The following is a 12,957-nucleotide window of genomic DNA, read 5'->3' on the forward strand; positions in this document are numbered from 1 at the left end:
CCATCAATTCTAGCCGTCCGCCCTGGGATAGATTCGAGCGGTGAAAGCCTCGCTCTACCTGGTGCTGGCCACCCTCTTCTGGTCCGGAAATTTTGTGGTGGGACAGGCAGCCCTGACCTCCATGACCCCCGTCGAGCTGACGTTCTGGCGCTGGACGATCGCGGCCCTGCCGTTGTTGGCCCTGGCCCAGCTGGTGGACCGGCCCGACTGGCGGGCCGTTCTCCGCCGCTGGCCCACGCTGCTGCTTCTCAGCGTCCTCGGCATGAGTGGCTACACGCTGCTCCTGTATGCCGCGCTCCAGCACACGTCCGCATTGAACGCCTCGCTCATTACGGCAGCCAATCCGGCACTGATTGTGGTCCTGGCCGTATTCATGCTCGGTGACCGGCCGGGCGCCCTGGGCTGGGCCGGCATCGGGCTGGGACTTGCCGGGGTTCTGCTGGTCCTGACCGGGGGGGACTTTGGGCGGCTGCTGGGGATCTCCTTCAACCTGGGTTGAGCTGCTGATGCTCGGGGCCATTACGGTGTGGGGTTTCTACACCGTCGTCGCGCGCCGCCTGGCCATCCCCGCGATCACCGCCACGGCAGTCCAGGTTGCCATGGCCACCGTCATTCTGATTCCGGTTGCGGTGGCCACCGGAGCGCACCTGCCTGAGACGGCAGCGGGCGGCTGGTCGCTGGCCTACATCGCGATCTTCCCGTCCCTCTGCGCCTACCTACTATGGAACCTGGCCCTCAAAACCACTGCACCTGGCACGGCAGGGAATTACCTGAACCTGATGGTGGTCTTCACCGCCGCCATAACACTGATGCTGGGCATGACGATCAGCGTGCCGCAGATACTGGGCGGCCTGCTGGTGATCGGCGGCGTTCTGCTCACCAGCGTGCACCCGTCCGGAGATTCCCCTGACGTGGCGGCAAAGGCGCAGGGCCAGGGGCTCAGGCAGCTGGGGGAACAATGATCAGCCGCGCGGCCACGTCCTGCCGCGCGGCGGCGAGGGTGGACGCATCCGGGCACGATACCGAGATGTAGACCGATGAGGCGGGAGTGCTGAACAGGCGGGCCATAACGGCGGTCGCCCTCGCCCCCGGCTGGGCAGGCGGCTCAAGCACCAGCACCTCAACGCGGGGGCCGGGCTTCTCGGGGTCTCCGCCCCAACGCAGGGTTTCAGTTCTGAGGTAATCGGGAAGGATGCTCGGATCGAGGTAGGCGAAAAGGCCGACGGTGGAGGCCCGGTCTTCGCCAAGGGACAGGGGCACCTGGTTGGTTCGCACCTTGGCGGCCACCAGGCAGCCGTCGGTCTTCGCATACTGGTTTTCACCCGCCACATTTTCCTTGACGGGTTTCCAGCCCGGCGCATCCTTCAACCCGTCGGAAATCCCCACCGGAGCCCCGGGCGCGAGTGCGCCGCCTGCGGTGAAGGGAAGGTCCTTGGCTGCCACCGCCTCAGCGTCATGGCCTGGCATGATGGTGGGGGTGGCCAGCCCTGGAGCCGACTGCTCCACCGTGGGGGCGGACGGGTCCGGGACATCAATGCTGCAGCCGGCCAGCAATCCGGCACCGAGCAGTGATGCGGCGAGCAGCGCCGCCGCGGAAGGTGCCGTGGTCTCCCGTGATTTCATTCCACCCCAATACCTGGCCGGCTGACCGGCGCCCCCGGCCGGATTCCGCCCGGCCCATCAAAGAGTCTAAACGCCTAAGCCGCCATGCCGCCCGCGATCCGAAGGACGCCCCGGGGGCTGCTGGCGACCGCGATCCTGATGGGCTGAATTATGCCAGCCGCGGGAACCCCGGCTGCCGGCGCGGACGTTGACAGAATGGGCCGTTAAACTGGGCCTGCCTGACAATCGCCCCTTCCTGCCGCCGCGGGCTGGCCGCCACCAACAAAGGACAAGTGCTTGACCGAGAGCAGCAACTCCCATTACCAGGTGCTCCGTGTCGCCGTGACAGCCACCGAGAAGGAGATCAAAGTTGCTTACCGCCGCGCTGCACGTCAGGCCCACCCCGATCACGGCGGCGACGCTGCAGCCTTCCGTCGCGTAACAGCGGCCTACGAGACGCTCATCGATCCCAAGCGCAGGAGCGCGTACGACCGCTCCTACGCGGCCGGAACCGGGGGCGGTTCCGGCGACGGCGATTCCGGCCCGCACTTTGATGCGCCGGCTGCCGGAAGCCACGCCTCCGCCACGGTGCATCGTCCCAACGTGCCGCGCAATACCGCCAGCGACGCCCCGGTCTACATCCCGCCCTATGACCAGGCCGCGTTCGAGGGGACCGGCGCGGTGCCGCTGATCCCGCTCCACCAGGCCAGCCAACAGGTCCACGGCATGCCGAGGAAGCGCGGCATCTTCGGAGCTGAGGCGCGCATCCAGCGTGAAATGCGCACTGTGCAGCTGATCAGCCGGCAGGTCCTGCCCGCCATACCGGCCGCACGGCTGATCAACGGGTTGCAGTCCCCGGCAGACAACACCCACATCGACCACGCACTGCTGTCCGGCTACCGGCTGGCGATCATCGGGTCCATGCTCCTACCCAAGGGCGCCTACGCCTGGGACGGCCGCACCCTCAACCACGGAGGACGCTCCATTCCACCGCCGCAACTGGCGCACGTGGTCCGCGCAATGCAGGACATCTTCCCTGAACTGAATGTCACCGGCTGGACCGTTGTGCACAGCCCTGACGGGAACCTGCATGAACCCGTGATCGACCGCCACCGAAGGTCCGCTGGCCCCCACGAGGCCGTCCAGGTGGTGAACGCTGCGGGGCTGGTCCGCGGCCTCAAACAGTTCCTCTCCTCAGGCCCTGCTCCCAACACCGTCAATGTTTCAGTGCTCGCCAGGCTCCTGCGGGGCATGCACTGACCGCAAATGACTAGGATGGGATGGTGTTCCGCATCCTCTTCCACTCCCCCGAAATTCCCGGCAACACCGGCAACGCCATCCGGCTGGCAGCCATTACCGGCGCCGAACTGCACTTGGTGGAACCCCTGGGGTTCGATTTTTCCGATGCAAAGCTCCGCCGTGCAGGCCTCGACTATCACGACCTCGCAGTCGTGACGGTGCACAAGAGCATCGAGGACGCCTGGGCCGCGCTCCAGCCAGAGCGCGTGTACGCGTTCACTTCCGACGGCACTGCCAGCTACACGGACATCGCCTACAAGCCCGGTGATGTCCTGATGTTCGGCCAGGAATCCGTTGGGCTGCCTGAGCACGTCAAGCACGATCCCCACGTCACCTCAACGGTTCGGCTGCCCATGCTCCCGGCGCTGCGGTCCCTGAACCTCGCCAACGCTGCCTCCATCGCAGTTTATGAGGCGTGGCGGCAGCAAGGGTTCGCCGGGGCCAAAACCTGACCTCCATGCTGGTGCCCGGACAGGGGTGTCCAGGCACGGCTGCCAGGGTTTTCCCACAGCGGCCAATCCGTCCACCTTCCAGTGACGAATCACTCCTGAGGACATTCCACGGTGGACAAGGAGCGGCAGGTGAAAGCAGTAGAGGCCGCAAGGCCCACGGACCGGCCTGGCCCGCCGCGTGCCTGCGGTCATCTGGACCGGGCTGCTCCTGAATCCATCCCCGGACACCTATGCTTGGTAGTGATGGAAACTCCCAATGCGCCGAACTTCGAGGCACCCGCAGCCGTCACAGACCCACCGTCGGACGTCAGCCAACGCCTTTCCAATCTGCTTGGCCGCATCGCCCAAGGCGACCAGGATGCGTTCGCGGAGTTTTACCAGTTGACGTCCCGCCGGGTGTTTGGCATGGCCCGGAGGGTCCTGATCGACCCGGAACTCAGTGAGGACACCACCCAGGAGGTGTTCATCCAGGTCTGGCAGAACGCTGCCAAGTTCAACCCTGACGCCGGGAGTCCTTTGTCCTGGCTCATGACCATTTCGCACAGGCGCGCGGTGGACAAAGTACGCTCTTCGCAGTCGTCAACGGACCGCGAAGCGCGCTACGGGGCGAGCAGCCAGGACATCGACCACGATTCCGTGTCCGATGAGGTGGGCAGCAAGCTCGAGGCCGAGGCCGTGGTCCGTTGCCTGGATTCACTGACGGACACGCAGCAGGAGTCTGTTCGGCTCGCCTACTACGGCGGGCTCACCTACAGGGAAGTCGCGGAACGCCTGAATGCGGCAGTGCCAACCATCAAGTCCCGTATCCGCGATGGACTGATCCGCTTGAAGACATGTCTGGGGGTGAGTTGAGATGACAGAAATGAACAATCAGGGAAGCAGCCGCCGGGGCACCTTCGGCGAGACAGTTTCGGCCGACCTCGAGTCGGGCCGTGCAGTGGACCTGGCGGAACTGTACGCCCTTGATGCGGTGACCGACGCCGAGCGCTCGGCCATAGATCAGTACATCTCCGCCGCTTCGGAGGCTGAGCGGAATTCATTCCAGCATCGTGTGCGCCAAGCGAGGGAAACGCTGGCCGAGACGTTCACTGCCGAGGAAGAGCCGCCGTCGGACCTCTTTGCCCGTATCGTGGCACAGCTTCCGGCACAGGGTGCCGAAAAGCCCCCCGCAGACGCTCCGGCCACAGCGCTAGATCAGCCCGCCCCCGCGGCGGGCGGCGACCAGCTTGCCGCCGCCCGGCAGCGAAGAGACGAACGACGCCGGCCGGCCAGTGCGCGCCGGTGGCTCGCCGGCGTCGCCGCGGCGGCTGTGATAGCTCTTGGCGGAGTGGGCCTGGGCGCCTATCTCGCGGACCAGAATGACCCTCTGAACCAGGTGGTCCGGGCGGACGATGTCCGCGAAGCGTCAGTGCCGGTTTCCGCCGGTGGAACCGCGACAGTCCTGATTTCGTCCTCCCGGGACGCCGCCGTGGTCCAGATGAACGGAGTTCCCGCACCGCCGGCCGGCAAGGTCTATCAGATGTGGTTGATCCCGAAGGACGGTTCGGCACCTGTTTCGCAGGGCCTGATGGACGAAGCAGCACTGTCCAAGCCCGCCGTTGTAAGGGGTATCTCTTCAGCCGCAGCCCTCGGCATCACGGTGGAACCGGTGGGCGGCTCGGCCTCGCCCACCTCCCCCACGGTGGCTGCCGCTCCGCTCACCACCTGAGCGGAGCGCGGCCCGGTGGTTAGGCCCGCCGCTTTACCCAGGTAGGTCGCAGTTGATGTCGTTCTGAGCTCTCATAACGACATCAACTGCGACCTACCTGGGCTGGACGGGTGCTTAGTCCGCAGCAGCTAAAAGCCTGCGATGGTTCCGGGGCCGTTGACTGCAACGACGTGGAACGCCTCGGCGCTGCTGCCCGCCGGCAGGCCTGCACGCCCGGCATTTGCCTGCATCCCGTTCCGGACGGCCGCTTCCATTGCCGCGACATCGGGGTGCTGGCTGACATGGACGTGTATGGCCTTCAGCTTGCTGTCCACGTGGTCAGTGACATCCACAAAGTGGTTCTCCCGTTCTTCCGGGCCGGCGTACAGCCAGAGCCACGGGAGCTTGTAGGCTTCCAGGCCGGCCTCGGCAAGCTCCGGGTACGCAAAGGGGTTCTCCACGGCAGGATAGACGGCGCGCGTCACGGCCTCGCCGACAGCAAGGTGGTCGGGGTGGCTCTTCTGGATCCGTTGCCAGTTGCGCTCCGGGTGCATGGCGAGCACAACATCGGGCCGGAGTTGCCTGATGAGCCTCACGACGCCCTTCAACACTTCGTGGGATGGCTCCAGGTAGCCGTCACGCTGATGAAGGTAATGGATGTCGGAAACGCCCACGTACTCCGCCGCCCGCCGCTGTTCCGCCGCCCGCAACGCAACGATCTCCGGCCGGTGCGCGGGATCGAAGCCGCCGGCGTCGCCGTCGGTCATAATGCAGTAGCTGACCTGCACGCCTGCGGCGGTCCAGGCGGCGATGGTGCCGGCCGCACCGAAGTCGATGTCGTCAGGATGGGCCGCGAAACAGAGCACCCGCCCAATCCGGTGCGTTGCCGGGTTGAACGGGCTCTGTGCTGGAACAGCGGGGTGGGACAAGGATCAGCCTTTTCGCTTCTTGATTTCTTCCGTGGCCTGGGGCAGGACGTCGAAGAGGTCCCCGATGATGCCAAAATCGGCGATCTCGAAGACCGGGGACTCCGCGTCCTTGTTTACGGCCACGATAACCTTGGCCGTCTGCATCCCGGCCTTCTGCTGGATGGCGCCGGAGATTCCCGCCGAAATGTACAGCTGCGGTGATACCGTCTTGCCGGTCTGGCCCACCTGGGCGTCATGGCTGATCCAGCCGGCGTCCGTGGCTGCCCGGGAGGCGCCCACGGCGGCACCAAGGGCGTCCGCCAGCTGTTCAACGGGACCGAAGTCGCCGTCCAAGCCGCGGCCGCCGGCCACAACGATGCGCGCGTCGGTGAGATCGGGGCGGCCACTGGCCACCTTCTGCTCACGGCTTGTGATGCGTGCGGCTGCGGAGGTGCTGTCAGCGGGCACGTCAATCGTGGTGGTCTCCGGAGCGCTTGGACCGGCCGCAGGCTCGGGCGCGACGTTGTTGGCCTTGACGGTCAGCACTGAGACAGGCGTAGTGGTCTTCGCCGCGGTGGTGTACGAACCGGCGAGGACGGACTTGTGCGCCGTACCGTCCTGGTCCACGGCCACCACATCGGTGATGACGCCGGCCGAAAGCCGGATGCCCAGGCGCGCGGCGATTTCCTTGCCCTCAGGGGAGTTGTCCAGGAGCACCGTGGTGGCCCCGGCTGCCTGGACTGCCGCCGCAAGGTAGGCGGCCTTCGCTGCCACCAGGTAGTCGTCCAGGTCCTGCACGGAGGGGCGGTAGACGCTGCTGACACCGTAGTCGGCGAAGGCTGCCGACACGCCGCTGCCAAGGTCGCCGTTCACAGCTACCGCTGTCTCGCCCAGGGAACGCCCCAGGGTCAGCAATTCAAGGCTGCTCTTCTTCAGGGCGGCGCCAGGGTTGTCAATGAAGATAAGTACGTTTGCCATGTCTGTGATCCCTCTTAGAGCAGCTTCTGGGCGGCCAGGAAGTCCACCAGCTTGATGCCGGCGTCGCCTTCGTCGGTGATGATGGTGCCGGCGGTGCGGGGCGGGCGTTCCTCCGCCGACGTCACCGTGGTCCAGGAGCCTGCGTGGCCCACCTGCGACGGATCAACTCCGATGTCTGACAGCGACAGCGTGGTGATGCTCTTGCGCTTGGCGGCGATGATGCCCTTGAAATTGGGGTAGCGGGGCTCGTTGATCTGGTCCGTTACCGACACCACGGCCGGCAGCGATGCTTCCACTGTCTCGGAATACGTGTCGGCGTCCCGGCGCGCGGTGAGCCGGCCGCCGTCGACCTCCAGTGACGACGCAAAGGTGACCTGCGGCAGGCCCAGCCGTTCTGCCAGCTGCGCCGGCACCAGGGAAGTTTCGCCGTCAGTGGAGGCCATGCCGGTGAGCACGAGGTCCACGGGGGCGCCTGCGCCGAGGTGGCGGATGGCGGCAGCCAGGGCCAGCGAGGTGGCAGCGGCGTCCGAGCCGGGGAGGGCGTCGTCGGTGAGGTGCACGCCTTCGGTGGCGCCCATCTGCAAAGACTTCTTGACGGCATTCACCGCACCGGAAGGACCCATGCTGAGCGCAATGACCTGGTTTCCGGCCTTGCCGCCGCCTCGGGCTTCAGCCAGCTGCAGTGCCGCCTCCAGCGCATATTCGTCCAGCTCGGACAGAATGCTTTCGCCGCGGTCCGTGGTGTAGCCCTCCCCGTTGAGGTGACGGTCGAACTGCGTGTCCGGTACATGCTTGACCAGGACGATGATCTTCAATGTCTCTTCCACTGTATTTACAGCAGCCTTCCATGCTTGTGGATAGCCAGCCGGGTGAGGTCATGGCCGCGGAACGCCCGGGGTACGGGTAGATCCTAGCTAACCATATAGAAGTACCCCGGCGACGCCGCGTTAACGCCTATGTCAGACCGGTTGCCTGCGGCGCGGGAATGACGACGGCGGGACCCCCGTTAAAGGGAGGCCCGCCGTCGTCGGAACTTCAGTTAGCTGTGCCCGCTTGCCCCGCGGGTGATGCCTACTGCTCGGCTGCGGCGCCGAGCGTGACGTCCAGGGTCTGTTCCTGGCCGTTGCGCTGGACCGTGATCTTGACCTTGGCTCCGGCTGCCTGCTCGCGGACCGCCGCAGTCAGCTGGTTGGGTTCGCTGATCGCCAGGTCGTTGAAGCGCGTAATCACATCGCCAACTTTGATGCCGGCGTTTGCTGCCGCCGAACCTGATTCGACCGTAGCGACGTCGGCACCCACGGAGAATCCCGAGGAGGAACTGTTGGATGACTTGTCCCTGACGCTGACGCCCAGTTGACCATGGGAGGCCTTGCCGGTGTCGATGATCTCCTGGGCCACCCGCTTGGCGTGGTTGATGGGAATGCTGAAGCCCACGCCGATGTTGCCGCTCGAAGACGACGTGGAGTCGGATCCTGCGGAGGCGATGGCAACGTTGACGCCGATGATCTCGCCCTTGCTGTTGACCAAGGCACCACCGGAGTTGCCGGGATTGATGGCCGCGTCGGTCTGGATGACGTTGATGGAAATGGACCCCTGGTCCCCCTTCTGCTGGCTCTGGCCCCCGTCCGGTGGCGCAAACTTGAAGCCGCCTTCGTCGTCCCCTTCGGAGGCGTCGCCGTCCTTGGGCGCAGCGGACGACGCAACGCTGATGGTCCGGTTCAGGGTGGAGACGATGCCGTCGGTCACTGTCCCGGTGAGCCCCAAGGGTGAGCCGATGGCGATGGCCGTGTCCCCTACGTTGAGCTTGCCGGAGTCCCCAAGGGTGGCCGGAGTGAGGCCGGATGCGTCGTCAGCTTTGATGACTGCAAGGTCCGAGAGCGGGTCGGTGCCCACAAGCTTGGCCGCGATCACGCGGCCGTCGCTGGTGCGGACCTCAAGTGCCGCGTTGGCCGTCGCTCCGTCCAAGGTGACTACGTGGGTGTTGGTAAGGATGTGTCCTTCATCATCCAGGATGATGCCGGAGCCGGTGCCTCCAGCGCCGCCGCTGGAGGCGCTGATGGTCACCACGCTCGGGGAAGCTTTCAGTGCTGCCGCAGTGATGGCATTGACGTCGTCCTTGTTGTTGACGATGACCGTTTCCGTCTTGCTGCTGCCGATGGCGGAGGAATTCCCGTCGTCGAAGATGTTGCCCGAGCCCACGGTGGCTACTCCGCCGCCCACCAGCCCGGCCGCCAGGATGCTCGCTACCAGGGTTCCTACGCCGAAGCTTGCCTTGCGGCGGGGCGCGTCGGCAGGGTTCGGAGCCATTGCCACGTTGCCCCGTGGCGCCGAGTGCGCTCCGTGCTGGCCGTAGTGCTGCTGCCCCTGGCCATAGGGACCGCCCTGGTTGTGGCCGGGCTGGCCGTAACCGCCGGAGTGTTGGCCGCCTTGGTGGTTCTGTTGTCCGTAAAAAGGTTCACGTGCCGGGTAGACCGGTCGCGGGGCCCCCGGAATCTGCTGCGCGGACTGTGCGGGGTCCTGGGGACTGTCAAGTCTCTGGGTGGGGTTCTCCGCGGCATCGGAGCCGCCGGCACCCCTGGCTTCGGCTGCCTGCTGGTCCCCCTCCGCCGCGGACACGTGACCGTGCAGCGGTGCCGGGTGGCGAACGGCCGGCGGCGCGTCGGACTGCCGATCCCGGGGTTCGGGCTCTGCACCTGGCGTTGGGTTCTCAGTCATGGTGACTTCCTTTCGTGCTCGTCTGACATTAACTATGAACCTCTTGGCTGGAACAAGTGCGGACGTTCGCTGGGAGCTTCCTGAACGCCCGGGCGCCGCCCTTGGGAGGCCTCGGGTTTCGTTTCGCTGGTGGCATATTCGGCCTTGTGGACGCACCAATAGGTGCACCATAGAATCAAAAGGAATTGCCACAGCGACCTGCGGCTTTACACCACGCGTGGGGGCGCTGTGCATTCTGAGACGACTGATTCGTCCCGAATCGGCGTCAGGCGTGCTGAAGGGTTGCACATGCGGTCAAAGTTCAAGCGTATTCTCGCCGTGGTTGGCCTGACCGGGCTGCTCGCGGTTCCCGCCGGCGCGGCCTGGGCCGAAGATCCGGTGACCATACCTTCTGGAACGAACATTGTGGATAACGCCAATGTCCTGGGTGGACGCAAAGCGGAAGTCCAAGAGGCCATCTCCAAGCTCCTGGAAGACCACAAATACAACCTCTACGTGGTCACCGTTAACTCTTTTGAGAACCCATCCAGGCCCGAAGACTGGGGCAAGGCCGTCGCGGAACAGAAATCCATGGGCAGAGCGGACGTACTATTGGCCATTTCGACAGCTGGTCAGTTTTACTTTGCCACTGACGCTTCGAGCCCTATCAGGTCCAAGCAGTCGAACATCAGCCAGAATGCCGTCACGGCCAATCTTGCTGGCGGCCAGAAGGACTACGCGCAGGCAGCCATTGACACCGCAGCTGCCATCGGCGATGCAGCGGGAGGCGGGAGCGGAAATGTCCCATCCGAGAGCGGCGCAGGTACGGCAATCCTCGTAGGTACTGGCGTGGTTGCCGCCGGAGGTGCCGGAACCTACCTCTACTTCCGCAACAAGCGGAAGAAAGCGGCCCAGGCCTCTAGCGCCAGCTACGGCCCGCAAGGCGCTGAACTGGATCCGCTGGCCTCGCTCAGTGTTGAGGATCTCCGCCGCAAGAGCGGATCGCTGCTCATCGAAGCCGACGACGCGATCAAGTCCAGCGAGCAGGAACTGATGTTCGCCCAGGCCCAGTACGGCGATTCTGCCGTCGGCAACTTCACCAAGGCGCTGCAGGAAGCCAAAGGACACATGTCCGAGTCCTTCAAACTCCAACAGCAACTGGACGACCACATTCCCGATACCGAAGAGCAGCAGCGCAGCTGGCTTGGCGAGATCATCCGCCGCTCCGAGGCGGCCCTCGCTTCCCTGCAGGAACAGAAGGCCGACTTCGATTCACTGCGCGAACTGGAAAAGAACGCACCACAGGCCCTCGCCGCGGTCAAAGCCGGCGCGCAGGAAGCCGATGCAAAGATCGCCAATGCTGAGCATTCGCTGAGCACCCTCCGGTCCAAGTATGCCGACAGCGCCCTGGTCCAGGTCGCCGACAACATCACGCAGGCCAAGGAGCGGCTGGCCTTTGTCCAGAACGCCGCGGCAACTGCGGAGCAGAAGCTGGCGGAAGGCGAGGCCAGCCTCGCAGCAGTGGCCGTCCGCGCCTCAGAAGAGAGCCTGCACCAGACCAACGTACTCCTCGGCGCTATTTCCAAGGTCTCGACCAGCCTGGATGAGGCGCGCACCGGCCTCGAAGCCGCAGTTGTGGATACTTCCCAGGACCTTGCGCAGGCACGGGCGATGATCCAGTCCGGCGCCCATCCGGAACTCGCCGGACCGGTAGCAGGCGTCGAGTCGGCCCTTGGCCAGGTCAAGGCCGAGATCCAGGGCGGGAAGATCGATCCCATCGCCACGCTTCAGCGGGTGGAAGCTGCGCATCAGGCATTGGACCAGGCGCTTACCGGGATCCGGGACCAGCAGGAACAGGCACGCCGGGCCCAGGCCTCGCTGCAGCAGACAATCATGTCCGCCCAGGCCCAGATCAGCGCCACGTCGGACTACATCACGGCCCGCCGTGGAGGTGTAGGTACCGAAGCACGTACGCGGCTGGCTGAGTCCCAGCGGAACCTGGACTACGCCCTCTCCATCTCCCGCAACGATCCGGTCACTGCCCTCACGTACGCCCAGCAGGCGCACGCCCTCGCAGCCCAGGCGGCCCAGCTGGCGCAGGCCGACGTCGACAACTTCGGCGGCTACGCCAACCAGGGCTACGGCGGCGGAGGCATGTTTGGCGGCGGCGGCGGAGGCGGCCTGGGCGGTGCCATCCTCGGCGGCATCCTCATCAACTCCATCCTCAACGGCGGAAGCGGCGGCGGTTGGGGCGGCGGACACAGCGACGGCGGCGGCTGGGGCGGTGACGGCGGCGGCTTTGGCGGAGGCGACTTCGGCGGGGGCGATTTTGGCGGCGGCGACTCGGGAAGTTTCTGACCCTGGAGACTAGGCGCAGGGTGGAACGAACCACCCGGTGTATAGATAGCGGTACAACAACTGTTCACTGATTTCAGTGGCCACCACTGAGCAGGACGAAAGGTAACACCATGGTTAAGCAGTCCATTTTCGGCCGCATCGCGCAGCTTGCAAAGGCAAACATCAACTCCTTGCTGGACAATGCTGAGGATCCGCAGAAGATGCTGGACCAGATGGTCCGGGACTACACCAACAACATCGCCGAGGCTGAATCGGCCGTGGCCCAGACCATCGGCAACCTTCGCATGCTTGAGGACGACTACAACGAAGACGTGAAGAACGCCCGCGATTGGGGCAACAAGGCCCTCGCCGCTTCACGCAAGGCAGACGAGTACCGCGCCAGCGGGCACGCTGCCGACGCCGAAAAGTTCGACAACCTGGCGAAGGTGGCACTGCAGCGCCAGATGTCAGCCGAGAACGAAGCCAAGGGCGCAGAGCCCAGCATCTCTTCCCAGCGCGAAGTCGTAGACAAGCTCAAGACCGGCCTTGACCAGATGAAGGGCAAGCTCAACGAACTCACCAGCAAGCGCAATGAACTCGTTGCCCGTTCCAAGACGGCGGCGGCCCAGTCGCAGGTCCACGATGCCATCAAGAGCATCGACTTCATGGACCCCACGTCCGAGGTGGGCCGGTTCGAGGAAAAGATCCGCCGCGAAGAGGCCAAGGTCAGAGGCCAGCAGGAACTCTCAGAGTCCAGCCTGGACGCCCAGTTCAACCAGCTGGAGGACCTCGGAGAACAGGTGGAGATCGAAGCGCGCCTCGCCGCGCTGAAGTCCGGCAACTCGGCCAAGCCCGCCATCGGCGCCTCGGCTGCCGGATCCGGTGCTGAGTCCACGGTGGACGAAGCCGACTTCGACAAACTGTAGTCAGCACGTGCCCGCACCGGTCGGGCATGGCAAGGCCGGGGTTCATCCTGAACCCCGGCCTTCGGCGTCCCCAG

General features: G+C 65.3%; 13 protein-coding genes. 8 read left to right on the forward strand and 5 right to left on the reverse strand.

Annotated elements, in window-relative coordinates:
* Window positions 1-40: 40 nt before the first annotated feature.
* Together AU175_RS22630 and AU175_RS22635 are read left to right on the forward strand one after the other, a co-directional pair.
* A complete protein-coding gene (locus AU175_RS22630) occupies window positions 41-499 on the forward strand; it encodes a DMT family transporter (protein WP_331711960.1) in 459 nt (152 codons plus the stop codon).
* A gap of 7 nt (window positions 500-506) precedes the next feature.
* Window positions 507-962, forward strand: coding sequence for a DMT family transporter (locus tag AU175_RS22635; protein WP_331711961.1), 456 nt, complete (start codon window positions 507-509; stop codon window positions 960-962).
* On the opposite strand, the gene AU175_RS17870 is transcribed toward AU175_RS22635, so the two are convergent.
* Entirely contained in the window at window positions 940-1,623 is a 684-nt protein-coding gene (locus tag AU175_RS17870) for a hypothetical protein (RefSeq protein ID WP_066292787.1), read from the reverse strand. The two genes, AU175_RS22635 and AU175_RS17870, sit on opposite strands and share 23 nt — an antisense overlap.
* A gap of 276 nt (window positions 1,624-1,899) precedes the next feature.
* Here AU175_RS17870 and AU175_RS17875 point away from each other — a divergent pair, with 276 nt between their 5' ends.
* The 4 genes from AU175_RS17875 to AU175_RS17890 all read left to right on the forward strand — a co-directional run bounded on the left by AU175_RS17875 (window position 1,900) and on the right by AU175_RS17890 (window position 5,061).
* The gene (locus AU175_RS17875) at window positions 1,900-2,862 is read left to right on the forward strand and encodes a J domain-containing protein (RefSeq protein WP_066292789.1); all 963 of its coding nucleotides are present in this window, start codon (window positions 1,900-1,902) and stop codon (window positions 2,860-2,862) included.
* A gap of 23 nt (window positions 2,863-2,885) precedes the next feature.
* A complete protein-coding gene (locus AU175_RS17880; RefSeq protein ID WP_066294437.1) occupies window positions 2,886-3,353 on the forward strand; it encodes a tRNA (cytidine(34)-2'-O)-methyltransferase in 468 nt (155 codons plus the stop codon).
* A 243-nt stretch (window positions 3,354-3,596) separates the two neighbouring features.
* Window positions 3,597-4,205, forward strand: a complete 609-nt coding sequence (locus AU175_RS17885; RefSeq protein WP_066292791.1) for a sigma-70 family RNA polymerase sigma factor — start codon at window positions 3,597-3,599, stop codon at window positions 4,203-4,205.
* Window position 4,206: 1 nt separating this feature from the next.
* Complete coding sequence (locus tag AU175_RS17890; protein ID WP_066292795.1) at window positions 4,207-5,061, forward strand: anti-sigma factor; 855 nt, start codon at window positions 4,207-4,209, stop codon at window positions 5,059-5,061.
* Window positions 5,062-5,189: 128 nt separating this feature from the next.
* On the opposite strand, the gene AU175_RS17895 is transcribed toward AU175_RS17890, so the two are convergent.
* From AU175_RS17895 to AU175_RS17910, 4 genes are all read right to left on the reverse strand, one after another.
* Window positions 5,190-5,969 carry a PIG-L deacetylase family protein gene (locus AU175_RS17895; protein ID WP_066292796.1) on the reverse strand — a complete coding sequence of 260 codons (780 nt, stop codon included), beginning with the start codon at window positions 5,967-5,969 and terminating at the stop codon, window positions 5,190-5,192.
* A gap of 3 nt (window positions 5,970-5,972) precedes the next feature.
* Window positions 5,973-6,926 carry an electron transfer flavoprotein subunit alpha/FixB family protein gene (locus AU175_RS17900; protein ID WP_066292797.1) on the reverse strand — a complete coding sequence of 318 codons (954 nt, stop codon included), beginning with the start codon at window positions 6,924-6,926 and terminating at the stop codon, window positions 5,973-5,975.
* Between the two features lie 14 nt (window positions 6,927-6,940).
* Window positions 6,941-7,741 carry an electron transfer flavoprotein subunit beta/FixA family protein gene (locus AU175_RS17905; protein ID WP_066292799.1) on the reverse strand — a complete coding sequence of 267 codons (801 nt, stop codon included), beginning with the start codon at window positions 7,739-7,741 and terminating at the stop codon, window positions 6,941-6,943.
* Window positions 7,742-7,997: 256 nt separating this feature from the next.
* Window positions 7,998-9,641, reverse strand: coding sequence for a S1C family serine protease (locus tag AU175_RS17910; RefSeq protein ID WP_066292801.1), 1,644 nt, complete (start codon window positions 9,639-9,641; stop codon window positions 7,998-8,000).
* A gap of 288 nt (window positions 9,642-9,929) precedes the next feature.
* On the opposite strand from AU175_RS17910, the gene AU175_RS17915 reads away from it, so the two are divergent.
* Window positions 9,930-11,978 carry a TPM domain-containing protein gene (locus AU175_RS17915; protein ID WP_066292803.1) on the forward strand — a complete coding sequence of 683 codons (2,049 nt, stop codon included), beginning with the start codon at window positions 9,930-9,932 and terminating at the stop codon, window positions 11,976-11,978.
* 110 nt (window positions 11,979-12,088) lie between these two features.
* Window positions 12,089-12,883, forward strand: coding sequence for a PspA/IM30 family protein (locus AU175_RS17920; RefSeq protein ID WP_066292806.1), 795 nt, complete (start codon window positions 12,089-12,091; stop codon window positions 12,881-12,883).
* Window positions 12,884-12,957: the final 74 nt, after the last annotated feature.

This window comes from Arthrobacter sp. B6 (assembly GCF_001663775.1).
Lineage (GTDB): Bacteria > Actinomycetota > Actinomycetes > Actinomycetales > Micrococcaceae > Arthrobacter.